Here is a 25663-nt window from a genome sequence, read left to right on the forward strand (position 1 = left end):
GGATTTTTTATATCAGTCTTCATCAGGATAGTCGGTGATGACGGCATCGCTCCAGAGCTCTTCAAGCGCATAAAGATCGCGGGTCTCGCGCTGAAAGACGTGGACAAGCGTGTCACCGTAGTCTATCACAATCCATGTTGAATTGCCGTAACCGTCATAGTTATAGGGCTTGACGCCGATGTGTTCAAGCAGATATTCTCGGATGCTGTCAGCCACAGCGGCTACATGCTGAGTGGATGTGCCCTCGCAGATCACGAAACGGCGGGCGGCGGCGGTGTCGATGTCGCTCATGTCGACTGTGGTTATCTTGCGGCCCTTGCGGTCGCGGATCCCTTCGATGATTGAGGGCAATATGTCTGTTACTGTTTCAGTCATTTGTCTGATTCTGTGTAAGATGTGGTTGAAACTAAGAGCGTATTCTCTGTTTTTTAAGTGATGAGTGTTTAATTTAAACATGCAAAGATAAGCATTTTCCCTGAATAACCATAGATTCGGCCTGCGGTTGATTACACCTGGAGGGTAAAATGTGCTGTCGATGTTTTAACAACCGGTAAGGCGGTTTGGTTTTTGTTGATGATTCCTTGTCAGATTTGTAAATATATGTTAAAACGGGAATCTTTATTTGCAACACTCAAAAAAAGCCCTTACCTTTGCAGTGCAAAACCGGGAAGGAACGCAGTGCTGGAGAGCCTCGCCGACAGAAAAGTTCCTTTCAGAGAGTAGTGAATGGCGATTTAGTGTAGTGGCCTAGCACGCCACCCTCTCACGGTGGAGACCTGGGTTCGATTCCCAGATTCGCTACTCGAAAAAGATGATTTCAGACTTCTGAAATCATCTTTTTTTTGCTATATACCTACGGAAACCCGCCCAGGCTGACCCTCTCTGCCTGAATGGCGCCGGATGGTGATGTCCGGCAGGACATCGGTTTACTCGTAGCCCGTGACACCTGCGCGCTTTGCGCTGCGGTGTCACGGGCTTACAATCCCACCCTGCATATGGTGTCCGGTCGAGGACACCGATTTACCGCTCCGGATGGAATGCCCCATTATTATCGCCATTTTCCAAGCCGTACATGATAAATTCATGGCAAAGTTGCATGAATATATGCCTATTTTTCATTATATTTGCGATATTACAGAAATAATAAACCCTCATGGAACGGCAACGGGCTAAGATAATCGGTATTGCGCGGCATCGCCTCTCGACTGACGGCGACGGCGTGACTACGCTTGTGGCTTTTCACGGCTGTCCGCTACGTTGCCGATATTGTCTTAACCCGCAGTCGTTAGGCGACGGCGGACGTTTCCGCGAGTATTCGCCGGAACAGCTATATACAGAGACCCGCATTGACGAGCTTTATTTCATTGCCACAAACGGCGGCGTGACTTTCGGCGGCGGAGAGCCGTGTCTGCGGCCTGATTTTATCCGACACTTCCGCGAACTGTGCGGCGAGAGCTGGCAAATCAATCTTGAAACATCGCTAAATGTTCCGGCAGACAATATCGCGTCCTTGCTCCCTGTGGTAAACACACTTATCATTGACATCAAGGACATGAATCCTGAGATTTATCGCAACTATACCGGGCGGGGAAACTCCATTGTCCTCTCCAATCTCCGACTGATAGCCAACAGCGGTCGGCAAAGCGACTGCATTATCCGCATACCGCTGATACATGACTTCAACACTGATGCCGACCGCGAGGCAAGCCGCGCCGCGCTTGAACAACTCGGCTTCACCCGATTCGATTTATTCACCTACCAAATCCGCAAACACTGACACTATGGCACGAGGAAAACAGACCTGCAAGATATTGAAGGAGATACGTCGGCAGATTGCCGAGGCTAACGGCATCGAGTTCGCCACTTCGGAATGTCGCTACAAGGGCGACTGCCTCGGCACATGCCCCAAATGCGAAGCCAAGGTGCGCTACCTTGAGCAGCAGCTCCGCGCCCGATCCCTCGCCGGAAAAGCCGTAGCCCTCGCCGGCATCTCTGCGGGTATGATTCTTATGTCGGGGTGCAGCGGCATATCGTCAAATCAATCGAACGTTACATTGCAGGGCGAGCCTGAGATATCAGTCGAGCAGATTGAGGTTGCCGACACAATCGAGGAGGGCGAACTGCCCGCAATTGAAGATACGGTTGTCTTAAAAAAAGGAGAAATCGATGATACTGAAATTGTTGTGGGGGAAATTATTGACCCTGAACAAGATTATAAAGTGTATGAAGCTATTGTAGATGTTCGCCCAACATTCCCCGGCGGCGATGAAAAACTAATGGAATGGATATCACAGCATATCGTCTATCCTCCGGGATGCTATGAGTCGCACATACAAGGTCGCGTTACAATTCGGTTCTTGATAAAAGCTGACGGCTCCGTAGGGGAAGCTGAAATTATACGTGGAGTTTATCCGGAACTTGACAAAGAAGCCTTGCGTGTCGTCAAATCCTTGCCCAAATTCAACCCGGCAACCCTGAATGGGAAAGCTGTTGAATATTGGTTTACCTTACCGATAACATTCAAATTAACTGATTGACTATGGCACGAGGAAAGCAGACCTGCAAGATATTGAAAGAGATACGTCGGCAGATAGCCGAGGCCAACGGCATTGAGTTCGCCACTTCGGAATGTCGCTACAAGGGCGACTGCCTCGGCACATGCCCCAAATGCGAAGCCGAGGTGCGCTACCTTGAGCAGCAGCTCCGCGCCCGATCCCTCGCCGGAAAAGCCGTAGCCCTCGCCGGCATCTCAGCAGGGATGATTATCATGTCGGGGTGCAGCGGCACATCATCATCGAATCAGTCAAACGAAACATTGCAGGGCGAACCGATCGAAATAGCTGATACATTGGATTTCGAGGGCGAAATTGATGAGGAATGCTTATTATCCAAAACCAGAGATACAATTTTCAATTCTGCAATCGAAGTTTCAGGTATCAAAGAAGGTGAGATAAGCCATGATCCTAATGAAGTAGTAACACAAGGTGAAATGCCGGAAGAGCGGCCGAAAAATCCGGATGAAAGTGGAATTTACAGTTGTGTTGAACAGCTGCCACAATTTCCGGGAGGTCCCGCTGAAATGTTACGTTTCATAGGTCAACATTTGAAATATCCCGAAGAGCAATTAATGGAGGAGATTCAAGGTCGTGTGGTAGTACAGTTCTATGTTGACACATTAGGTCGTGTTTGTGAGCCGAAAATAGTACGAGGTAAAGATTCTGCTCTTGACCGTGAGGCTTTACGGGTAGTAAGATTATTCCCTAATTTTACTCCCGGCACTATTAATGGCAAAAAAGTCAATACATATTTTACTCTTCCCATTACATTCAAATTACCCCCAGATTGATTATGGCACGAAGCTTATTGAGAGAGATATAACTAACGGCTACTTAAACAATGATAAAGAACTGATATGGCTGGAAGATGGCGGGGGCGATGAAGTAGACGTCCTTATAAATCTTGACGAAAGCAAACTTGAGGTTTTCGGAGTGCATCAACACGGGTAAATTCAAGAATATCATCGTTCAGGGCTGATTTTCACGCACACTTGGGACATTCGTAACATCCAATGTCGATTATTCTTCGTATATTTGATGTAGTCTTGGGTTAATATTTTGACTACAAGGTTATTTTTGAGAATTCGCGTGAGGATGGGCAATGGATAAGAAATTGGTAGTGTGTTTGGTTACGCTATATTTCTCACGCTTTCAAATAACTCTTTTACTTTGATGCAAAGTTAGCATTTATTTTTGGATTACGCCTCATTCCGGGGCGCAATTCTCTTTTAGATTGCCTTTTCCGTGTCGCAGAAGCCACAGATTGTTATTCCCTTATTTTTTCTTAAATTTGCAATATGAAGCAGATGAGAAAAGCAGCAAGGCAGAAAGATGAGGACTGGGCGCTTAATGTGTTTGACCGTGCTCCCTTTGTAACGATGTCGATGATACGACCGGACGGAACGTCATACGGACTCCCGCTGTCGTTGATACGGGGGAGGGGCACACGTTTTATTTCCATTGCGCCGACGAGGGGGAGAAGATGGATTGCATAAGGGCCAATCCCATTGTCAGTCTGAGTGCCGTCAGCCGATGCTCCCCGAAATTTGAGACCGGGAAAAAGAATTTTACTATGTATTATGACTCTGCCATCGCTTTAGGGGAGGCGGAGATTGTGACTGATAACGCGGAAAAGATTATGGCTTTGCGTCTGCTATGCCAACGCTTTTTACCTAATTACATGGGGAATTTTGATGAAGCGATCAAGCGTAGCCTCGACCGCACAACCGTTGTCAAAATAACACTCACAGAACCGCCGGTCGGCAAATCCAAACCATAAATGAAGATAGAATACGAAATCAGGATCGTAAAAGAGATGATCCGTCTATATTGCCGCCTGAAAGAGGGAAATAGAGATACTTGTCCCGGGTGTGAGAATTTGGCGAGGTATGCCGAAAGCCGTCTGCGCCATTGTCCTTTCAGCGATTCGAAAGGAAGTTGCCGCAAATGCAGGATACATTGTTACCGTCCGGATATGAAAGAAAAAATAAAGACGGTCATGCGCTTTTCCGGCCCGAGGATGCTCATTTATCACCCGATAATGGCTATCCGACATCTAATCGGGAAATAATAAAGGCATCCGGGGAGTCCATACCCTCAGGATGCCTGAAGACCGAACGATGCCGTGCTCATGCGTTGAGCTTTGTGACAAGAACCTTGAACCGTTCCGTAGCCTTTAAGGAATGTTTCACACCCGGTGTCATAGTGAGCGCATCACCCTCTTTCAACTCAAGTACTTTATCCTCAATGTTGAACTCCATGCTCCCATCTATTACCTGGACGAGCACGTCGGCATTAGCCGTATGTGTGGGAATCTCAAGTCCCTTGTCAACTGCCATAAGGAGCGAAAGCCCGCTATGGTTCTGCATGACAATCTCCTTCGCTATGGAGCCGTCAGCGTACGGAATTCTGTCTTTTAATGGGTCAAGCCGAAAGCACGGTGCATGAATTTTGAGAAAAGTGTTAAATTTGTGGCATGAAAACCGCAGATGCAATATGGATGTGCCTGCCCGAGGGCATGGACGAACTATTTGAAATGGTGCGCTTCGAGCGCACGGAACAGTCCTATGACATATGGCTTGACGAAAAGAAGAAACTGTCTGATGAAGACTATCGTAATCCAAATATCGTAGCGCGAGGCTATACGGATTATGTAACAATACAGGACTATCCGATGCGTGGACGGCCTGTATTTCTTCACATGCGCAAGAACAAGTGGTGGGACAGGCAGACCAACGAAATCTTCAGCTACAATCTCGAACTTCCCAACGAGGAAGGAACACGACTCAGCGCCGAGTTCGTGGCTTTTTTAAAAGACGAAGGTGGAGACGACAGCCCTGTCGATTAAACAGATAGCGCAGATGTACTGCGTCAACGGCAAACATTTTGCCGACTTGTACCGCAATAAGATAAGCGGTTACGCCGACTGGTGCGAACAGGAGCTTGGCTGTGGGTTCTATTTCAACGCCGATAATATCGGCCCTTACATGAGTCTTGATGAGACGTGTCTGAGCAACGGGGAGGTATGGACGTTCCTGACCAACAAGGACGGCCACGGAGGCAAGGGAACACTTGCGGCAGCCATTCCCGGAACAAAGAGTGACGAAATTATATCCATACTCATCGGAGCTATGGAGAAATCAATCAGACGCAGGGTCAAGGAAGTGACCTGCGATCTCTCGCCATCAATGATGCTCATAGCCGCAGAAGTGTTCTATAACGCCCATGTAGTCAACGACCGTTTTCATGTCCAACAGGTCTATAATGAGGCCGTTGACGAAATCCGCATTGACATTCGCCGACAGCTCATCGCAGAGGAAAACAACCGCAACAAGTCCGAACCGCCGGTAACGTACTCCAACGGAGAGACCATGCGCCAGATACTGGCTCGCAGCAAACACACTCTGATGATGTCGCAGAACAAATGGACTGACATACAGCGCCATCGTGTCAACATACTGTTCAAATACTATCCAATATTGAAGGCTGCATACAGCCTTGCGATGGAGCTGCGCAAGATTTTCAACGCTAAAATCTCACCGACAAAAGCCATGGGGAGGATGAACAAGTGGTATGAAAAGGTAATGGCATTGGGTAACAACAACTTCCGCTCGGTAATCAAAACATTCAAGAACCACGCCCCAACAATCCTGAACTATTTCCGTCGTCGTGCGACCAATGCCTCTGCCGAGGCATTCAACTCTAAAGTCAAAATATTTCGCTCACAAATGCGTGGTGTCCGGGACCGCGACTTCTTCATCTTCCGATTAGTCAAACTCTACGCCTAAAAATTTAACACTTCTAATTGCCCAATTTAACATATGCACCGTGCTTTCGGCTTGAGCCCTTTTAATCTGAACATGTCGTAAATTTATTTAGAGGTTTCTTTTTTTGCGAATCTTCATAGTGATGACAAAGCCGATGCCGAATATCAGAAAATATAAAGCGGCAAAGACAAGTCCGAGGCAGAGGAACAGTTCGGATGATATTTTCATAGCTTTACAGACTGGAAGGTTTCCTGCAAACGCGGGGGTATCCGCCCGTTCATATATTTCTGCCATCCAGCGTTAAGTATGATGAGGAGCAATATCCACCATTCGGGGTATTTCAGAAAAAGCAACGACAGGGTTATTGCTACCGCTATGTTCACGACAATCCATCCCCACAATCCGGCCTTCCTGAAATCAATCCTAACATCACCGGCAGCGGCCGCCACGCGCCATGTGCCCAGTCCGGACTCACAGACATATGCACAATATGCCATGAGCGTGGAGCCGAGAAGCGCCTCGGCAGCCGAATATCCGTGGTCAAGATGGAAATATGCGGCAAGAGACAGCGCCGCCAGCCAAAGGATGGCGTGCGCCGCCGCTATCATATATTTATGGATAAACCGATTCACATTCCAACCGTCCATTTCTTTCAACCGATAAGGGTAGCCAAATCTTCGTCAACGGTGGCGATGGTACCTATATTGAACTTCTCCTGAAGCACTTTCAGAATTTCGGGGGTGAAAAACGCCGGCAGCGTCGGGCCGGTGTGGATATTCTTCACTCCGAGGCTCAACAGGGCCAGAAGCACTATCACCGCCTTCTGCTCATACCATGCGATGTTGTAGACAATCGGCAGATCGTTGACACTCTCCAGGCCGAAAGCGTCCTTGAGAGCATTGGCAATCACGACGAGCGAATAGGAGTCGTTACACTGTCCGGCATCGAGCACGCGCGGAACACCCTCGATATCACCGAGCGGAAGCTTGTTGCAGCGGTATTTGGCACAGCCTGCGGTGAGAATCACGCAGTCTTTAGGAAGCCTTTCCGCAAATTCCGTATAGTATTTGCGCGAGGGCATTCTGCCGTCACAGCCTGCCATGACCACAAACTTGCGGATTTTACCGCTTTTGATGAGGTCGATAATCTTAGGCGCCAAAGCAAGCACCTAGTTATGGGCGAATCCGGCGACAATCTCACCGTGCTCGATCTCTGTCGGCGGCTGGCATGTCTGCGCCCGCTCTATGATTTCGGAAAAATCCTTTTTGCCGTCCTTCCCCTCGGTGATAAAATGTGTGCCGGGCATTCCGACGACACCGGTCGTGTAGACGCGGTCCATGTAGGTGGTTTTCGGACGCGGGGGCACGATGCAGTTGGAGGTGAAGAGGAACATGCCGTTGAATGTCTCGAACTCGTCAGTCTGCCGCCACCATGCGTTGCCGTAGTTACCTGCAAAGTGGGGGAATTTCTTGAAGAAAGGATAGCTCTGGGCAGGGAGCATCTCCGAGTGGGTGTAGATGTCAACCCCTTTGCCTGCTGACTGATCGAGCAGTTCCTCAAGATCCTTGAGGTCGTGACCGCTCACGAGTATGCCCGGACGGTTCCTTACTCCGATGTTTACCTTTGTGATTTCGGGATTGCCGTAGGTCGATGTGTTTGCCTTGTCAAGCAGAGCCATAGCCTTGACACCCCCGTCACCCACATTGAGCACGAGCGAAAACAGCTCATCCACGCTTATGTCAGGACGGCTTATCTCGGCAAGGGCGTTCTCTATCACGACATATATGTCTTCGTCCTCATAACCGAGGTTACAGGCGTGGCGGGCATAGGCCGCCATACCCTTGCAGCCGTACATGGCAAGCTGCTTGAGACCTCTTATATTCGGGTTCTTGTCATGGAGCACACTTGTGATTTCTTCTTCAAGAGTGCCGCTGTGTTCGATTACCTCATGTACGCCATATTCCTCCTTTGGGATATGATACGACACCTCAGGCATGAAAGGAGGCTCCATGCCGCGCTTTTTCGACTCTCCTTCGAGTTCGTTTTTCAGGTCGAGGGCTTTTGTGATATAGCCGTCGAGCATATCATTGTCGAAGTTCGCGTTGGTGATGGTGGTGAACAGTGCGTCGACGATGAACCGGGATGCATCCTTGCTTGATGCGCCTTTCTCTCGCAACTGTCGGTTTACGATGGCCATGCCACGGGCGATGTAAAGCAGCTGATCCATTCTTGCAGACGTTTCGGGTTTCTTTCCGCATACACCTTGTATCTCGCAGCCTTTGCCGCGTGCGGTCTCCTGGCACTGGTAACAGAACATTTTCATAAGTAGAGGATATGTTAAGAGATTATTTTGTCAATAAGTTGTAAATCACAATGGCATTGTTATGTCGCTCATCATGAGACGAATAAAGTAATGTCACTACAGATTTCTGTGCAAGAAGATGTCGCAATGCCCCGAACGAAGGGCTGGTCTCCAGTTCTTTGGAATATCGAGTCTCAAATTCAGACCATCGGTTATCGGGATCCGCATGAAACCATTCGCGGAGTTCTGAGGATGGCGCGATATCCTTATCCCACAAATCATAATGGAAAGTATCGTGCGAGAGACCTCTCGGCCAAAGTCTGTCTATATATACCCTGAAACCGTCTTCCGGAGAAGCGGGTTCGTAAGCCCGTTTTAATTGATATTGTGTCATAAACTGTGATATTACATATATTTACTATTCAATTTCAACACCTGTATCCGCTGTATGGTTCATAATTAATAATGCGTCATGAGGATTGAATTTTATTTGAAACAAAGCATACAACAAAACTTGATATTAGTAGAACCCCATTGAAAAATGACTGCATGAAACAGGGTCGAGAGGAATAGTCTGGCTGACAGCCCCGAAGAAACTACCGGGCAAAATTAGCGTCCGCCTCTTTCGGACTGCAAGGCCGGGCCTATCGGTTTCGGGAAAAATCATCCTCGCTTCGCTCCGGTATTTTTCCCGAAAGCCACTTTTGGGCATAGTTTAGAATATGTTTTGGTCAACACAAACTAAACTAAAAGGACTGACTCCTGCAATAGGTGCCAGTCCTAATTTTGTTTTGCCTCAAAAAGTTTTATCGGACAGCAATAATAAAATTTAAACTGCACCGCAAAAGTTATAAGAAAAACTTTTATGCAGCGCAGTTTATTTTGGAAGCCTTTAAGTTATTTTTAATCTGAGAGATTCATGGTTTTATCGGTTTGATGACGAATGAGTAACTATATTCCTTCCCAACAAGGCGATATTGTTCGTAAGGAAGGGCCCACCAGCTATTGTCACCACCAAGGCCACGCTGCGCGAGGTCTACATAGAGATATACATCGCGTAGTGAAGGAGAGATGTCGTTGCTGTGCTGCTGATGCTTTATAAGGCCTGGGTCAAGTGCGGAGGGAAGGATGTCAAGAGCGCTAACTTCGAGTGGCTGGAGGCCCAGAACTTTTATGCCGTAGCCTGTGGCATCAGTCAGAGACGCTTCACGCACATCTGTATGGTTGCCTGTTTCCTGCGGACGGATATAATTCCAGCGCATATCCGCAACTTTGCCGCTGTACCGGCCGAGAAACGCCGAAGTCTTGCGGTCGGAATAGTTCTCCTGTGGACCGCGTCCATACCAAGCAAAGTCATTGAAACTCCTGGGCATTGTGATAATCATGCCAAAACGCGGCAGCTCGGGCGTGAACGCGCCATCGTCCGCCTTCCAGGCTACGGCTACACTTAGGCTGCCGTCGTCGAGAGGGGTATAGACCACGGTGTAGTCCGACGGCACTTCCTGGAGGCGGTAGACGGCTTTAAGGGAATTTCCGTCCCTGGCGAACGACACAAGGCGGCGGTTTTGCGCAGCCGTGCGCCAGGCGTTGGATTTCACATGGAGATTGTTCCCGAAATCGTTGTCGGTCGGCGCACGCCAAAATGATGGCATCATAGCTCCGGACAGCAGATTCTTTCCATCTATTGTATATGCGGTGAGCTCTCCGGTGAGTGCGTCGAATGTCATGCAGGCTCCGGCAGCTTCGGCAGTCCAGTTGTCGCAGTCGTGGATTATCTTGGCCTTGGCCTCTGCAAGAGAAGTCGCGCCAAGGTCTTTCTGCGCGAGAATGAACTGCTCGCGGGCCACTTCATGGCCTGTGGGGATTATCTCGTCTCCTTTCTTAGCGCAGGCGTATATGTCCAGAGTGTAATCGGCTCCTTTGTCTATTGGGGGAAGGGGCAGTCGTATTGTTTTCGATGATCTGGCGGCGACCTTGAGTTCGAATCGACCTTCGGTCACCACGTTGCCGTCGCACAGGAGTTCCCAAAAGAATTCGTAGGGCTCGGTGGAGAGCGATGGAAAGAGGTTTTCTACGGTCACTTCACCTGATATGGGATTGTCGGAGGAGAAACGGATGTCCTGATACACTTTCTTGACCTCGCTCAGACCGGGGTGAGGCTTGCGGTCGGGATTTACTAGGCCATTAATGCAGAAGTTTTCGTCGTGAGTGTAGCCGGTGGCACCATAGTCGCCGCCATAGCTCCAGTATTCGCGGCCGTTCTCGTCCTTCATCCGGAATCCCTGGTCAACCCAATCCCAGATGAATCCGCCCTGAAGCGTGGGATATGTGCGGATGAGGTCGAAAAGATCTTGAAAATTGCCAGTGGAGTTACCCATAGCGTGGGCGAACTCACACATAATGTAAGGGCGTGTCACCCCTTCGCGTTTGCCATAGTCTGCAATCCATTCGTAGGGGGGATACATCGGACACACGATATCTGTGTTCTCACCTTCGCCAGCTTGCTCGAACTGCACGGGGCGTGTATTGTCTCGTTTTTTTATCCAATGGTAACTGTCGATGAAGTTTTTCCCATTTGATGTTTCGTTACCAAGTGACCATATTATTACCGATGGATGATTTTTATCGCGTTCCACGAGACTGATTTCGCGGTCAAGGACTGCATCACGCCACATCTCAGCATGACCAGGATGCGTTTTCTTGGCTTCATCACTTATATCATACACACCAAGGCCATGAGCCTCAATATTGGCCTCGTCGACCAGCAGTAGACCATAGCGGTCGCAGAGGTCATACCACAACGGTGGCTGCGGATAGTGTGAGGTGCGTACAGCGTTGATATTGTGTTGCTTCATTGTGCGGATATCCTTTATCATAGTCTCTTCGTCGATGGTATGGCCGTTATCGGGGTGATGTTCTTGCATATTTACCCCGTGCACCTCTAGGGGGATACCGTTGACATGAAGTTGCGAGTTCTTGATTTCTACCTTGCGGAATCCGACGTTGGTCGATGTTGCCTCGACGGTTTTACCGGAAGCGTCGCGTAGATCGAGTACGAGGCGATACAAATAAGGAGAGTCGTAGTTCCACTTGTTTACTTTCGTGAGCGTGCTCTTGAAGCTCACGGTTTCATTTGCGCCCACCTTCCTGTCCGTACTGTACACCTTACGCCCACCCGCATCATATAGCGTGGCACTGAGCGTCAGGGGTTCGGATGAGTCAAGCTTTACATCGACATTGAAAAGCCCGTTGCGATATCTGCCGTCGAGGTCGGCTTTCACGAAGAAGTCGGCGATTCGACCACGCTTGTCGGTATTGTACAGATATACATTGCGGTCAATACCCGAGAGACGCCAGAAATCCTGATCTTCGAGATAAGAGCCGTCGGTCCAGCGATACACTTCGCAGGCCAACTCGTTCCCTCCGGGCTTAACAAAGTCGGTGATATCGAATTCAGCCGGATTTTTCTGCGACTGTACGTATCCCACCTTCTTCCCGTTCACCCACACATACATACCGGCTGTTGAACCATCGAAGTGAAGGAATGTGCGGCTGTTATTCACCGTGGCACTGTCGAGCGTGAAGGTGCGCTTGTAGCTGCCAACGGGATTATCGTCGTGTGGCACATAGGGCGGATTGACTGGAAAAACATAGGTGGTATTGGTGTATATAGGTATGCCGTAGCCTTGAAATTCCCAATTCGAGGGCACATCGATACTATCCCACCGGCTTACATTGTAATCGGTCTTGTAAAAATCGGCAGGACGCGATTTAGGATTTGGAGAATAGCAGAAGGCCCACCGGCCATTGAGACATGTCACACGAGACGACTGCCACACATTGGCATCAAGCGCTTCATTTACGGATGAGTATGGATAAAAAGTGGCTCTCGGTGCCATTCTCCCTTCGGCAAAAGCACGAGGATTCTCCCACTCGGCAGCTTTGGCACCGAAGGTGACACCAAGCGTCAGCAGTAGAGATATAGTTTTCATTTTGTTCAGATGTATAACGATGGTGTATTTTATAATCATCTAATATCGCCGTCGAATTTGATTTCATACGGCGTGCGCACGTTTGCGTACAGGGTGGAAATTTGTGATTCATCCGCGTTGACATGCAAAATGTTATCCTGCCGGCTGACACGACAATTGTAGGCCGCGATGCTGCCGTCCGGACGCTCTACGATGAAAGCGTTGCAGAGTATTGCCTCTGCAATGAATTTGAAACATTCATGCACATCGTTGTCACTCGAAACTATTGTCTGCCAATCGGCAATCATCGGTACATACTGCTCCCCTACAATGAATTCCCGGTTGGGATAGCATTCAGGATGCGGATTGCCGTATGTCGCATCATCGGACGTGTGGTTTGGATGCGGCTCGCATACCTGCCGCGCGCGGACATACGGGTCGATGACAAAAGCCCAGTTGAGGTCGCCGGATTCATGGTCAATGAGGGCTGCGAAAGCCGAGGCAGCATCGAAAGTCTCGCGAAGCCAACGCTCTTCACCCGTGAGAAGATAGGCATAATAAGTCGCATAAGCCCGCCATGCGCTCCACCCATGTGGTGAAGAAATCATGTTCGGTAGCATGAATACGTCATATTGTGCCTCCCAAAAGCGAAGCGTACCGCCTCTGCGCCGCCCGTCGGGCACCCGCAACTGTGTCAAACAATCGTGTCCCTCAAGCAGCTTGAGCATTGCATCGGTGTAACGTTTCTTATCCTTGGTGTCTTTGCTGCGCAAGGCCAGTTCACCGAGCTGCAGTGCCGAGCAGCTCACCATGCCGTCTTCATAGGTCAGTTGCCCCTCGGTTTCGAGATTGCCGTCCACCGCAGCAAGGTGTTCTATGGCTCGTTTTGCCGATTTCTCAATCCGTATCGCTTGTTTCTTTCGCCCTGCAATGCGCTCCGCATCAGCAAATTCAAACATACTTTTGGCTGGATAGATTACAGAGGTGTAGTCTGTATTACCATTCATATAAGCCCCGTCTGCCCGTTGACAGCTCATAAGATAATTGGCCATGCGTTCCCCTAAGATAAGATCGGATATATTGCCGTAAGCGAGATAGCGGTCCGCCAACATTCCGAGGGTGGAAGATACATTCTGTATTCGCCATTTCCATTCATGCGGTTCACCTGTGTCAAGATCAAACACCTTCTCGACAACCATGTCGAAGCGTCTGTTTAGAACACTGTCTATACTGTGATTGGGCATGATCCGTGCGACATCAAAGGCGGTATGGAAGCCATACCAACTTTCTACGTGCGAGGTAGGTTTCTGTTTGTATTGTTCTACGGCTTTACGTGCCAGCTCCATAGTCTTGTACCAGGGATGACGCACCGCCACCGTGCCATGAGCCTTTCTCTCTCCGTCCCTTACTTCAATGGTTTTGATACCCGGAGCGGTGGCATGGTATATTGCACGCCATAATGCCGTATCGATTTGCTTTAAGTCGGTCTTATTGCCTTCGATGGTCATTACCGGAGCGTTTCCGAAAATATCAATTGCAAGCGTATCCCCCGGAGCACAGGATGTACTCTCCATTGCAATTACGGGAGCTCCGGTATTACGGTATACCGTCTCTTCGAAATTGTCATTATTGTCAAGATCAATGATTTTCACCGTCCATGTTCGCTCCTCTCCCGGTTCAAGTTTCCAGAGGCTCGGATGATGGTCGGGCAATGGCCCCTGACATAACATATCGAGATTCATACATTCTATGCGGTGTCCCCAGAACCAGTGCGGTTCCGGATCCTGATAGCCCAAGTTGTAATCAAGGCTCCATGAAGCTATCGGGTCGATGGATACTACTGCTTTTTTCTTGCCTTCAGGCGACTGCATGTAGCCGTAGAAATGGTCCGGTTCGCAAACTGCGAGTGTTGGAAAAAATTTGCCGTACCATTCCGGATAGGTGTCCATGTAGGTGTCTACTCCAAGTTTAAGGCCAGCCTTTACGGGCTGGAATGGTGTATGGCGGGTGTTGCGCAATCGCAGTGTTATGGTTTCAGTATTGCCTGATTTGTCCACATTGACTGTGGATTCAATCCCTTCGGCAATGCTATCACCCGATGCCTCAATAGCATAAAAGCGATGCTCTGCACCCGAGACCGCAAATGTCACACCTATTGATATTAAAACAATGCTCAATAATCTCATATGTAAGTCTTATAAATTGAACTACTTTGGCTTTAGGAAGGCATTATGCGGATTTTTGATTTATATCTGGTTAAATCGTCGGGATTTTTCTGCGACTGCCATACATTACCATCGGGCACTTCATTTACGGAAAAGTAAGGGTAGAACGTAGCCCTCGGCGCCATTCGTATTTCGGCAAAAACACGATGATTCTCCCACTCGGTTGCTCCGGCACCGAAGATGACACCAAGCGTCAGCAGTAGAGATATAGTTTTCATTTTGCTCAGATATATAACGGTGGTTTGTACCTATTTGCCAATCATTCTACTGGTTTTATTGAAATTGCGAATCCGCCGCCACGAGCCATATGGATTTTGTCTTTTGACGTACTGTCTACCGTCTTGGTGGTAATGGTATAAACTTCGGGATTGTCAAAACCGTCGCCATCCGGAGCATCGGCATAAATGGTTGCTTCATACGTTTTGCCAAGTGGCAGGAAGTTGTAGTCAAGTGTATAGTCTCGGACATTTTCATCAGTAACGCCTCCCACATACCATGCATCGCTGCCTTTGTCTTTGCGGGCGACTACAATAAATTCTCCCGGTTCTGCATCAAGATATACACTTTTGCTCCAATCAACCGGTACGTCTTTGATAAATTGGAATGCGTCCATGTGCTTTTGATAGTGCCCGGGCATATCCGCAGCCATTTGTAAGGGGCTGTACATGGTGAGATACAATGCAAGCTGGTTGGGGATGGTCGCACGCTTCTGTCTACCTTGACCGCCGGGAGCAAAGTCGGTTATCTTCATACGGAATATGCCCGGAGTGAAGTCCATAGGGCCTCCCTTAAGGCGGGTAAAAGGCAATATGGTGCAGTGTTGCGGACTCATATCGGCGAACTCCTGCCCCATAGCACTTTCGTTGCCTATGAGATTGGGGTATGTGCGGCATAGGCCTGTCGGGCGTACAGCCTCATGTGCATTTACCATGATATGTTTGTCTGCGGCCTTTTTAACTGCGTCGAGATAGTGCTTTACCTGTTTCTGACTATAGTGATGTTCTCCTTTTGGTATAATGTTGCCTACATATCCGCTTTTTACAGCATCGTAACCGTAGTGGTTCATTAGGTCATAGGCAGCATCCATATGCCGGTCATAATTGTCGACTGATGAGGAAGTTTCATGGTGCATCATCAATTTGATGCCTTTGCTGTGGGCATAATCATTGAGTGCGGCGATGTCAAAGTCGGGGTAAGGAGTGACAAAATCGAATACATAGTCCTTTTCTTTGCCAAACCAATCCTCCCAACCGATATTCCAGCCTTCGACAAGAAGTTGGTCGAAACCATGCTCTGCCGCAAAATCAATATATCTCCGCACATTCTCATTATTAGCCCCATGAATGCCATTCGGTTTGGCTTTTGAATAATCAAAAGTCGCAAGATCGAAATTATCGGCCCATGTATAACTCCATGAACTTTTGCCGGTAATCATTTCCCACCATACTCCCATATATTTGGTAGGATGAATCCATGATACGTCGTCCAAAACACAGGGATCGTTCAGATTTAAAATAAGATTTGATGCGAGAATGTCAGTTGCTTTCTCTCCTACGGTGACGGTGCGCCACGGCGTTTTAAAGGGAGTGTGTATAGTCGCGATCGTACCGCCTTGTCCGGGCGTGAGATGGCTTTTAAATGTCATTGTGGTGTCATTGAGTTCGAGACTCATCGCAGGGAAATCGACCAATGCCGCCTCGTGGAGATTAAGATAAAGGCCATCGTTGGTTTTTAGCATCAAGGCTGTCTGCACTCCCGTAGGTGAGAATCTTTGTTGCGACGCATTATCCATGAAGTTATCATCGGCGTGGGCGCGTATTTCGCTTAGGCGTGATGTAGTGTATTCATATTCCTGGGTGTCATAATCTCCGGGGATCCACCATGCCGTATGGTCGCCAGCCATTGCTATCTGTGTGGCTTCGTCTGCGATTACAAATGCTTTGGCCGTCTGCTCAGGGAATATATATCGGAAGCCGAAGCCGTCATTATATGCTCGGAACTCTATGTCCATTTTCCGGTCGCCCTGTTGGAGGTTGACGATCATCTGTGTGTAACAGTTCTCTATACTGTCATTTTCACCCCATACTGGTGTCCATGACTCATTGAAATCAGAGCGTTCGATGCCTGTTATCTTGAAATTGTCGGTTAGAGAGGTTGTATCTTTAAGTACAAAGCCCAGCAAAGAAGGCAGAACGATGTCGTTGCCTTTGTACTTTGCGGAGTAGGATGGCTCGCCTTTGTCTGTAAGAGTAAAGGCAATCTCGATATTGCCGTCTGGCGAAAGCAGATTTTCAGTGGTAGAGCTACAGCCGGTAAGGACAAGGGCAATAGCGAATAATTTTATAGGCACATTCATGTGAAAGATTCGATTATATGATTTTAGGAAGGCATTATGCGGATTCTTGATTTAAATTTGGTCGTATCGTCGGGGGATTTCAGGTTCTCAAATTCACACGTCACGGGAGCGGCCAATTCAAAGAAACGCACCACCTCGCTTATGTTCTCGCCGTTAAGAATCATCCGGAATGTTCTCTCTTTCAATTCTGGTGCAATATCGAACTCAACATCATATATTTGCTGAAGCCTATTACAGATATTAAAAAGAGGTTCATCCTCAAAGATTAACGTGCCATTTCTCCAACAGCAATATTTTTCTGTATTTATATGGTTGCTAATTGTTGGACGGCCATCTGCTACTGCCAGATGTTCGCCGGGATTAAGTGTCATTGATTTACTTTCTACTTCTACACTTACTTTACCATCGACTAATGTTATGGAAGCGGACGAGTCATAGGCATTTACATTGAATTCCGTACCGGTTGCCGTGACTGTCATATATGGAGTCTTTACATTAAATGGATGTTTCGCATCAGCTTTGACATCAAAGTATGCCTCTCCGTGTAATATCACATTCCTCACATTGTCATCCATCATGGGGTCATATTGCAATGAGCTGTTTGCGTTAAGCCATACGATTGTGCCGTCTGGAAGAACCGTGCTGCTGAGACAGCCAAAAGATGTGGTGATTGTCACATCAGCAATATCTCGTCCCTCCGATTGCCTATAAATCAGATATCCTACCACTGCAAGTAGTGGCAAAATAGCAACAGCTGCAATGCGCGACCAATATCCGAGCAACTTCTTGAATATTGCAAAACGTGAAGATACGATACCGGTCTTACGAAGCACTTTCAATTCTGCGCTTACGGTATCTATATCGTTTATATCTATAGTCGGATTCAAGACTGCCCATATATCCTGTTGTCGCTGAAAGTATTTTCTATTCTGCTCATCCGACTCAATCCAACGCCGTAATTCCTCAATCTCATGCGATGAAGCATTACCCATCAGATAGCGGCTAATTAAGGAATCTATCGTATTATTCATGTTATTATCCATCGTAATTTCTTATAAAAGGTGTTGAAACGTTAGAATCCAATATATGATGATCTTATAATTTTTGAGATTCTGTTGAAGGAATTTTATCGTTTTGCTGACGCGAGATTCCACAGTCCTGACCGAGATATTGAGTTTCTCGGCGATTTCGGTATATTTCAGATTATGTGTTCTTGACAACCTATATGTTTCAAGAACATCCGGTTGGAGCTGTGAGAGCAGATTATCAATAGCGTCACTCAATTCCGAATACAGGACATGTTCATCAGCTGGCAGGGACATGATAATCTCATGGTTCATATCCTGATATAGGGTCTTAACCTTGCGGTGCTTGATTTCGTCTAAAGCAAGATGCTGTACTAAGGATGTAAGATATGTCCTCAGTGATGTTCGAATTTCAAGAACTTTTCGGTTCGTCCAGATTTTCACAAATGCTTCCTGGACTATATCTTCGCATGTCTCCTTATCCGGGATGAAATGGGATGCGAAGATTACAAGGTCTGAATAATAATGTCGAAAAATTTTAACAAACGCTTCATGGCTGTCTATCTTCAAGGCAGCCACTAAAAGCATTTCGTTTTCAAATTTTTCGTTTTCCATGTTATGATATTTGTTGCGAAGTTAATCATTATTACGCTCGCTTCCAAGCACTTCAAACAAAAAATGAATAAATTGAAAATTTTGTACTTTCTCGATGTGGATTATTTTTTCACAATCGTTCTTTATTTAGATTATCATAAAAATCTATAAATTACCTCAAAAATCATACCAGAAAACAATACCAATCATATCAAAATAATGGAAAAAACAAATTCACATCCAATGCGTAGCCGTTGGCATCTGATGTTTAGGGCTATGCTCTTCCTGATGATGTTTGGCTATGGGCTATCGGCCTACGCATCCAACAGCAAGGTATCCATTGATGTCGATGGAATTGCCTTGGAAAATGTTCTTAAATCCATAGAACAGCAGACAAAATACCGGTTTATTTATAGCAAAGAGACTATAAATGTAAATGTTCCCGTAACACTCAAAGTCAAGGATGAGGCCTTAACATCTGTCCTTGATAAACTTTTTGCCACGCATGGTATAAGCTATGTTATCGACAAAAAACAAATTGTACTCAACAGTAGGCCGACTAAGGTAAATAAAAAAGACTCTGCATCCAAAGGTAATAAGATTAAAGTTTCAGGTATTGTATCGGATCCCTCCGGGGAGCCTCTGATTGGAGCCTCGGTAAGGAGTGACGTTTCAGCAGTCGGTGTGTCAACCGATATTGATGGCAGATATGAAATAGAGGTGCCTGCCGGCAGTAACATTCTATTTTCATATGTAGGCTATTGCTCCGAAAAAAAGAAAGCAGAGAAAAGCGGGGTACTGGATGTCACTCTAACCGAAGACTCTCAGTTGTTAAGTGAAGTCGTGGTCATCGGCTATGGCACAATGGATAAGAAAGAACTGACGTCGGCGATAAGCCATGTTGGCGAGAAAGACTTCTTGACTATCAGCTCTTCGGACCCCGCAATGCTCATACAAGGAAAAGTGCCCGGAGTGTCAATTACCAATACCGGTGCAGGTGATCCTAATAATCAAGCAAGTATCCAGATTCGAGGTGTGTCTTCGCGTTCAGCCGGTCTCGGTCCATTGATTGTTATAGATGGTGTTCCCGGAGGAGATCTAACCAATGTTAACCCTAATGACATTGCTTCGTTTGACATCCTGAAAGACGGTGCCGCATCTGCTATATATGGCACGCGGGGCTCGAATGGTGTGATAGTAGTGACCACTAAGAAAGGTGCAAAAGATGGAAGCTACAAAGTAACTTATTCGGGAAGTGTGGCATGGGATAAAATTATTGATGAGCTTGATTTCATGGACGCTGACGATTACCGTAATATCCGTCTTGGCTGGAGTGACAGTGGTACCGACCTTGGTGGCAACTATGACTGGTTCAAAGGTGTGAGCCGCACAGGATTCGCCCAAAAACACACCTTGAGTATCTCTGGAGGTACACAGCGTGCTAATTTTAGAGTTAGTGCAGATTATAGTAATTCAAATGGCGTGGATTTGCGCTCAAATCGCGAAGAGTACGGCGCGCGTGCCTCTATGGAATTGAAGTCGAAAGGTGATCTTTTTGATTTTAATATAAATGTTGCACCCCGCATCATTTACAAAGACTATGCCGACTGGAATGTGTTCGGCTATGCCAAGCAGGCAAATCCAACCACTCCGCTTATGGATGTGAATAGTCCTCAGCTTTATTATAACTTCCAAGGACAAGTATGTCCTTACAATCCCGTTGAAGTTCAGGAGCTTGAAAAGAATCATGGAGAAACAAAGCTGCTTGATTGGGATGCAACGGCGAAAATCAATCTGCTTCCTTTACTATGGAACTCTCAAAAAGAATGTCCGTTTACTCTCAACAGTCAGCTAACGTTTGCCGACCATCAATATGACAATAACAACTCCTGGTTCCGTCCCTCGACAAGCACAATGGCCATTAACAGCGGTCGTGAAGGCGAGGCAAGCAGAGAATATTATAAGACACGCCAGTACATTGTGGAGTGGCTTACCAATCTTGGATTCAGAATGGGAAAGAACAATGCGAAACTTATGTTGGGCTATTCCTATCAATATACTCAATATCAGCGCCTTTATGCGGAAAATAAGGATTTTCCCAACGATGGTCTCGGATACGACAATCTCGGTTCGGGCTCCTTTGCCAAAGACGAAGGAGAAGTTTGTATGGAGAGCTATCGCGATGACAACAAACTTATATCATTCTTTGGTCGTCTAAGCTATGACTACGACGGAAAATATCTGATGACAGCATCCATCAGACGTGAAGGCTCTTCAAAATTCGGCATCAATAACAAATGGGGTAATTTTCCCGCTGTGTCGATAGGATGGCGCCTCAGCCAAGAGACTTTCATGGAAGGATCGAGGAGTTGGCTCAACGACCTTAAACTCCGTGCCGACTATGGCGTCACAGGTAATCAGGATTTCGGCAACTACCTGTCAATAGCCACAATGCAAGGTTTTGGTTATTATAATTGGGGAGGCAAAGACTTTCAAGTTTGGGGACCGGCCAACAATGTTAATCCCGACCTCAAATGGGAAAAAGCTAAAAACTGGAATGTCGGAGTTGACTTTTCAATGTTCAACAACCGATTCTACGGATCGTTCAACTATTTCAACCGCCGAACCGAAGACCTGTTGGGATATTATAAAGTGCCGGTGCCACCATATCTCTTTGACGAGACGTTTGTAAACGTGGGCACAATGAAAAATTATGGATTTGAATTTGACCTGAACTTTAACGCTGTCGAGACTAAAGATTTCAGCTACAATTTCAGTGTGATCGGCTCGACAATGGCCAATAAATTCGTGGATTTCAGCAATTCGGAATATGTCGGACAGGACTACTACTCCTTATGTATGACAGAAGCGCCATATGCAAATTACTATCTCCAACGCATAGAGAAGGGAGAGTCTATCGGCAATTTCTATATGTGGAAATATGTGGGAGTGGATACTGATGGCGAGTGGCTTATTGAAAACAAGGATGGCAATGTCATCAAAGCCGGCCAAGGAACCGAGGAAGATCGTCAAAAAGTCGGCAACGGGCTGCCTAAATTCACGATGTCCACCACACATAAATTCCGATACAGGAATTTTGACCTCTCCTTGTTCTTCCGTGGCGCTTTCGGTTTCGATATATTCAACATACATGATTTCTATTATGGGACACGTAAATTTACAGGAAATGTCCTTAAGAAAGCATACAGCAAGAACTTTGCCATTAGTCCGACGGCAACACATGCCGTTACCGATTACTTCCTTGAGCGAGGTGATTATTTCAAGCTCGACATGCTCTCCTTAGGCTATACAATCAATTTGCAGCATGCCCGGTTTATAGATAAGGTCAGAGTATATGGTACAATCCATAACGTGTTTACTCTTACCAAGTTTTCCGGCGTTGATCCTTCAACATATCAAGTCAACGGACTGACACCAGGCACATCGGGTACGACTGCCACACGCAGTTATTTCCCATCTACACGTCAGTTCATGCTTGGTGTGCAAGTTGACTTCTAATATAATTAATGACTATCATGAAAAGTAAACTCATACAGTACGCATTTGTCCTACTGGCGTTGACCATGGGATGCGCATGCACCGATCTTGACGAGACACTCTATAGCTCGGTAGCAACTAAAAATTTCTACAACACGAAGAGTGATATCGAACGTGCTGTTGCACGCCCGTTTGAACATGCTTTTGCCACGATAAAAGAACGTCAGGTTCTTCAGGAACTCACGGCGGATCAGTTGATCACACCAACCCGTGACGGATGGTGGGATGACGGTGGCCGCTGGCGCAGGTACCACTACCACACATGGAATGCCGAAGATGGTACCGACATCCTTTATCTTTGGAACGGTCAGTATCAAGGAATAGGTCAATGTAACTATGTGATTGAGGATCTTGAATCTCTTGACCCGGCCAAATTCGGCCTGACAGAATCGGATTTCAACGATTACAAGGCACAGTGCCGCACTCTCAGAGCGATGTTCTATCTGACATTGTTGGATGCGTTCCGCAACTGCCCGCTTGTAGTAAGTTTCAATGACAAGACCGAAAACACCGATTATCAGGTAGCGCCCAAAGAGTTGTTTACATTTATTGAAAACGAATTGAAGGACTGTGTCAATAAGCTTGCTCGCAAGGAATCATTGGGAACTCAGGCTCTTGTACAAGGTAAATGGACTCAGGCTGGAGCCGCTGCGTTGCTTGTGCGCCTTTATCTGAATGCAGAGGTATATATTGGCGAGGAAAGATATGACGATTGCGCCAGACTCTGTCAGAATATACTTGACGGCGTATATGGGCCCTATGAAGTTTCCGACCGTTGGGACGCAGCCTTTGACTGGGACAACAATACATGCGACGAGGTAATTTTCGGCTACCCGGCAAGTTCCGGTTACTCATATTGGCACTATTCGGGCGATGTCTACTGGTATGCAGTTCCTTCGCAGGCTCGTTTCTATCTTAAGGATTCCAAATGCAAAGCAGGTGAGCATAACGTGAAATATGCCGCTTCTCCCAGCTATGATGTCGATGGCACTCTGTATAATTATAAATTGGGTATGCCCATACAGAATTTCCGCAAATATCCCGGCGATGAACGCATGAAACTGTACCGCAACCTCGGTAACAGCAAACGAGAAGGTATGTTTCTGTTTGGCTACCTGGAATATGTGGACGATAATGGCAAGACTGCTCGTGTACGTGCGCCGGAACGTTCCTATGATCTATATATCCGCGACGCGGTCGGAAATTTCCAGGGAATGGCTCCTGATACATGGCCACAAGGTCAGACAAGCAATCTGATGAACGGAGACCATAATTCGGGATGGCACTTTGTAAAATACCCGATGTATACCGATGCTGACGCACATCAGCTTGAAAGTGATTATACGGAAATTCGTCTTCCGGAAATAATTTACTCACTTGCCGAGTGTAAGCTTCGTTCAGGCGATGCTTCGGGTGCCGGCAAACTTCTCAATAGTGTGCGGAAGCGTAACTATCCATCCGAGAATCTGAACGAAGTCCTGTATCTGCCGGATGGAAGGGCCAAGTTGGATATGGAGGAAATGTTGGCAGAATGGGGACGCGAATACTTTGCCGAAGGACGCCGCCGAACCGACCTAATCCGTTTTGGCAAATTCTCCACAAGCTCATGGTGGGATAAGACTCCGGACGCAGACCATCATACAGATATATTCCCGTTGATGCGAAACGTCCTCAATGCCAATCCTGCGCTAAAGCAAAATCCGGGTTATAATGATTAAATTAACGTATAACCAATCACCAAGAATCATGATTAAACTAAGAAATATACTTTTATTGTTGGCCATCATTGGAATGACCGCATGGTTCTCTTCCTGTGACAGCGAGAAAGAACTCGTTATTTACGAGGAAGATTTACCCATAATGTCCGAGACGCTCTACATGCTCGGCAGTGCCGCCCCCTGCGGATGGTCGATTACTGACCCTACTCCGTTTACACCAACTAAAGAAGACCCTCTTATATTTACATGGGAGGGAACTCTCGGTATGGGTGAACTGAAGCTTTTGCTGACACCATCGGAAGACTGGAACATCACATTCATACGGCCTACCGTAGTAGGACAAAAAATTAGCAAGACCAATCTTGTCGACGAGCCGTTCACGATGTACATCACTCCTGATGACAAGTGGAATGTGACCGACGCCGGCGAATACCGGCTCACCTTTGATTTGAGGCACTGGACCTTCAGCACCGAATATCTGAAAGGCCCGGAACGGCCTGATGTGGTGCCGGTTCATGCCGAGTCGGTTTATGTTATCGGGGACGCCACAGCAGCTCAGTGGAATATTGACGAAGCCATCGAAACGATAAAACAGAGCGAATATGTTTTCGTATATGAGGGCAATCTGACCGAGGGCGAATTCCGCGCATGCACGGAACGCTCGTGGGGAACCCATATCCGCCCTGTGGACAATCAGGCCGAAATCAACGAGAATGGTGTTGCTGACGAGGATTTCATATATGTCGCAACCCCGGATATAAATTGGCTGGTAACAAAGGCAGGGAAATACCGCATAACTTTTGACCTTGAACATTGGAAGATTTCTGCAAAATATCTGACAGACGGAGAGGATGATCCCGTAAATCCAGTCGACCCCATAGAGACATCCACACTATTCCTGCTCGGTACAAGCACCAAGGGCGGATGGGACGGAAACGCAATGACTCCGTTGCAGCAAGATTCATCAGATCCGTATGTGTTCACCTATGAAGGCACGCTATCGGAAGGAGAACTGAAACTGTATACAGAATTAGGTGGTTATGATGGAAAGTCGGCAATCAGGCCGACAGTTGCAGGAACGCCGATAGGCCGGGACGACATAAAGGACGCCTCTTTCATTTACACTGCCTGGCCCGATAATAAATGGAACGTTTCGGCAGGGAAATATCGACTGAAATTCAACCTGCGCACATACAAGATGAGTTCGGTTTATCTTGGGGAAGCAGAGTATGATTGGCCCGAGGTAACCCCGATTAAGACTGACGTCCTATATATCCTTGGCGATGCAACTCCGGGCAATTGGGACATTTCAATAGCAACTCCCTGCGTCAAACAGGGCGAATACATCTTCACGTATGAGGGCAAGCTCAATGTCGGAAGCATGAGGGCATCGACTGTACGGGACTGGGGTGCTCATATCCGCCCCAAAGTCGCCAATCTTGAGGTAGGCAAAAATGGATGTTCCTCAGAGGAGTTCGTAAATATAGCCACCCCCGATTTCAACTGGAATATAGTTGATGCGGGAAATTACCGCATTACCTTCAATCTTGAAAACTGGACTGCAAAATTTGAGTATTTAGATAATTGAAAAA

Annotated in this window: 21 protein-coding genes, 1 tRNA gene and 1 pseudogene; 11 read left to right on the forward strand and 12 right to left on the reverse strand. The window is 47.2% G+C overall.

All coding sequences use genetic code 11. From position 1 onward, the window contains the following. Positions 1-12 precede the first annotated feature (12 nt). Complete coding sequence (gene rsfS, locus E7745_RS11590) at positions 13-375, reverse strand: ribosome silencing factor (protein ID WP_107033476.1); 363 nt, start codon at positions 373-375, stop codon at positions 13-15. A gap of 353 nt (positions 376-728) precedes the next feature. Between rsfS and E7745_RS11595 the strand changes: the two genes are divergently transcribed. The 4 genes from E7745_RS11595 (at position 729) to E7745_RS14885 (ending at position 3346) form a co-directional block, all read left to right on the forward strand. Then, positions 729-801 (forward strand) — tRNA-Glu (locus tag E7745_RS11595). 352 nt (positions 802-1153) lie between these two features. Beyond that, positions 1154-1777, forward strand: coding sequence for a radical SAM protein (locus tag E7745_RS11600; RefSeq protein ID WP_136408860.1), 624 nt, complete (start codon positions 1154-1156; stop codon positions 1775-1777). A 4-nt stretch (positions 1778-1781) separates the two neighbouring features. Beyond that, the gene (locus tag E7745_RS11605) at positions 1782-2537 is read left to right on the forward strand and encodes an energy transducer TonB (RefSeq protein ID WP_124075493.1); all 756 of its coding nucleotides are present in this window, start codon (positions 1782-1784) and stop codon (positions 2535-2537) included. Between the two features lie 2 nt (positions 2538-2539). Next, the gene (locus tag E7745_RS14885; protein ID WP_123611102.1) at positions 2540-3346 is read left to right on the forward strand and encodes a TonB family protein; all 807 of its coding nucleotides are present in this window, start codon (positions 2540-2542) and stop codon (positions 3344-3346) included. A 43-nt stretch (positions 3347-3389) separates the two neighbouring features. Here E7745_RS14885 and E7745_RS15185 read toward each other — a convergent pair whose 3' ends face one another. Then, a complete protein-coding gene (locus E7745_RS15185; protein WP_255575957.1) occupies positions 3390-3521 on the reverse strand; it encodes a hypothetical protein in 132 nt (43 codons plus the stop codon). Positions 3522-4038: 517 nt separating this feature from the next. Between E7745_RS15185 and E7745_RS15095 the strand changes: the two genes are divergently transcribed. Beyond that, positions 4039-4335 carry a pyridoxamine 5'-phosphate oxidase family protein gene (locus E7745_RS15095; RefSeq protein WP_240740303.1) on the forward strand — a complete coding sequence of 99 codons (297 nt, stop codon included), beginning with the start codon at positions 4039-4041 and terminating at the stop codon, positions 4333-4335. After that, entirely contained in the window at positions 4336-4626 is a 291-nt protein-coding gene (locus tag E7745_RS11620) for a nitrous oxide-stimulated promoter family protein (protein WP_025076936.1), read from the forward strand. A gap of 58 nt (positions 4627-4684) precedes the next feature. Here the strand turns inward: E7745_RS11620 and E7745_RS11625 are convergent, their stop codons facing one another. Next, positions 4685-4924, reverse strand: coding sequence for a cupin domain-containing protein (locus tag E7745_RS11625; RefSeq protein ID WP_136408861.1), 240 nt, complete (start codon positions 4922-4924; stop codon positions 4685-4687). A 107-nt stretch (positions 4925-5031) separates the two neighbouring features. Between E7745_RS11625 and E7745_RS11630 the strand changes: the two genes are divergently transcribed. Together E7745_RS11630 and E7745_RS11635 are read left to right on the forward strand one after the other, a co-directional pair. Further along, the gene (locus E7745_RS11630) at positions 5032-5403 is read left to right on the forward strand and encodes a transposase family protein (RefSeq protein ID WP_107037111.1); all 372 of its coding nucleotides are present in this window, start codon (positions 5032-5034) and stop codon (positions 5401-5403) included. Next, the gene (locus E7745_RS11635) at positions 5378-6343 is read left to right on the forward strand and encodes a transposase (RefSeq protein ID WP_240740261.1); all 966 of its coding nucleotides are present in this window, start codon (positions 5378-5380) and stop codon (positions 6341-6343) included. The genes E7745_RS11630 and E7745_RS11635 overlap by 26 nt, the downstream gene beginning before the upstream one ends. Before the next feature lie 203 nt (positions 6344-6546). Here the strand turns inward: E7745_RS11635 and E7745_RS11640 are convergent, their stop codons facing one another. From E7745_RS11640 to E7745_RS11680, 9 genes and pseudogenes are all read right to left on the reverse strand, one after another. Beyond that, positions 6547-6930, reverse strand: coding sequence for a hypothetical protein (locus tag E7745_RS11640; RefSeq protein ID WP_124075494.1), 384 nt, complete (start codon positions 6928-6930; stop codon positions 6547-6549). Between the two features lie 44 nt (positions 6931-6974). Then, a pseudogene (hcp, locus tag E7745_RS11645) lies at positions 6975-8645 on the reverse strand (hydroxylamine reductase). Positions 8646-8667: 22 nt separating this feature from the next. After that, complete coding sequence (locus tag E7745_RS11650) at positions 8668-9018, reverse strand: DUF488 domain-containing protein (protein WP_124075496.1); 351 nt, start codon at positions 9016-9018, stop codon at positions 8668-8670. A 523-nt stretch (positions 9019-9541) separates the two neighbouring features. After that, positions 9542-12616, reverse strand: coding sequence for a glycoside hydrolase family 2 TIM barrel-domain containing protein (locus E7745_RS11655; protein WP_205746905.1), 3075 nt, complete (start codon positions 12614-12616; stop codon positions 9542-9544). Positions 12617-12651: 35 nt separating this feature from the next. After that, positions 12652-14652 carry a hypothetical protein gene (locus tag E7745_RS11660; RefSeq protein ID WP_124075497.1) on the reverse strand — a complete coding sequence of 667 codons (2001 nt, stop codon included), beginning with the start codon at positions 14650-14652 and terminating at the stop codon, positions 12652-12654. 161 nt (positions 14653-14813) lie between these two features. Beyond that, a complete protein-coding gene (locus tag E7745_RS11665) occupies positions 14814-15038 on the reverse strand; it encodes a hypothetical protein (RefSeq protein ID WP_136408862.1) in 225 nt (74 codons plus the stop codon). A 41-nt stretch (positions 15039-15079) separates the two neighbouring features. Beyond that, complete coding sequence (locus E7745_RS11670) at positions 15080-17164, reverse strand: glycoside hydrolase family 97 protein (protein ID WP_240740408.1); 2085 nt, start codon at positions 17162-17164, stop codon at positions 15080-15082. A 35-nt stretch (positions 17165-17199) separates the two neighbouring features. Further along, positions 17200-18207 (reverse strand): FecR family protein, encoded by a 1008-nt coding sequence (locus tag E7745_RS11675; RefSeq protein WP_160680991.1) that lies wholly within the window; start codon positions 18205-18207, stop codon positions 17200-17202. 21 nt (positions 18208-18228) lie between these two features. Beyond that, complete coding sequence (locus E7745_RS11680) at positions 18229-18816, reverse strand: RNA polymerase sigma-70 factor (RefSeq protein ID WP_136408864.1); 588 nt, start codon at positions 18814-18816, stop codon at positions 18229-18231. 198 nt (positions 18817-19014) lie between these two features. Here E7745_RS11680 and E7745_RS11685 point away from each other — a divergent pair, with 198 nt between their 5' ends. From E7745_RS11685 to E7745_RS11695, 3 genes are read left to right on the forward strand one after another with little or no spacing between them, the layout of a single operon-like run. After that, positions 19015-22314, forward strand: coding sequence for a SusC/RagA family TonB-linked outer membrane protein (locus E7745_RS11685; protein ID WP_240740304.1), 3300 nt, complete (start codon positions 19015-19017; stop codon positions 22312-22314). 17 nt (positions 22315-22331) lie between these two features. Continuing rightward, positions 22332-24071 (forward strand): RagB/SusD family nutrient uptake outer membrane protein, encoded by a 1740-nt coding sequence (locus tag E7745_RS11690; protein WP_136408865.1) that lies wholly within the window; start codon positions 22332-22334, stop codon positions 24069-24071. 28 nt (positions 24072-24099) lie between these two features. After that, a complete protein-coding gene (locus tag E7745_RS11695) occupies positions 24100-25659 on the forward strand; it encodes a SusF/SusE family outer membrane protein (RefSeq protein ID WP_160630634.1) in 1560 nt (519 codons plus the stop codon). Positions 25660-25663 lie beyond the last annotated feature (4 nt).

The organism is Duncaniella sp. C9, from assembly GCF_004803935.1.
Classification (GTDB): Bacteria; Bacteroidota; Bacteroidia; order Bacteroidales; family Muribaculaceae; genus Duncaniella; species Duncaniella muris.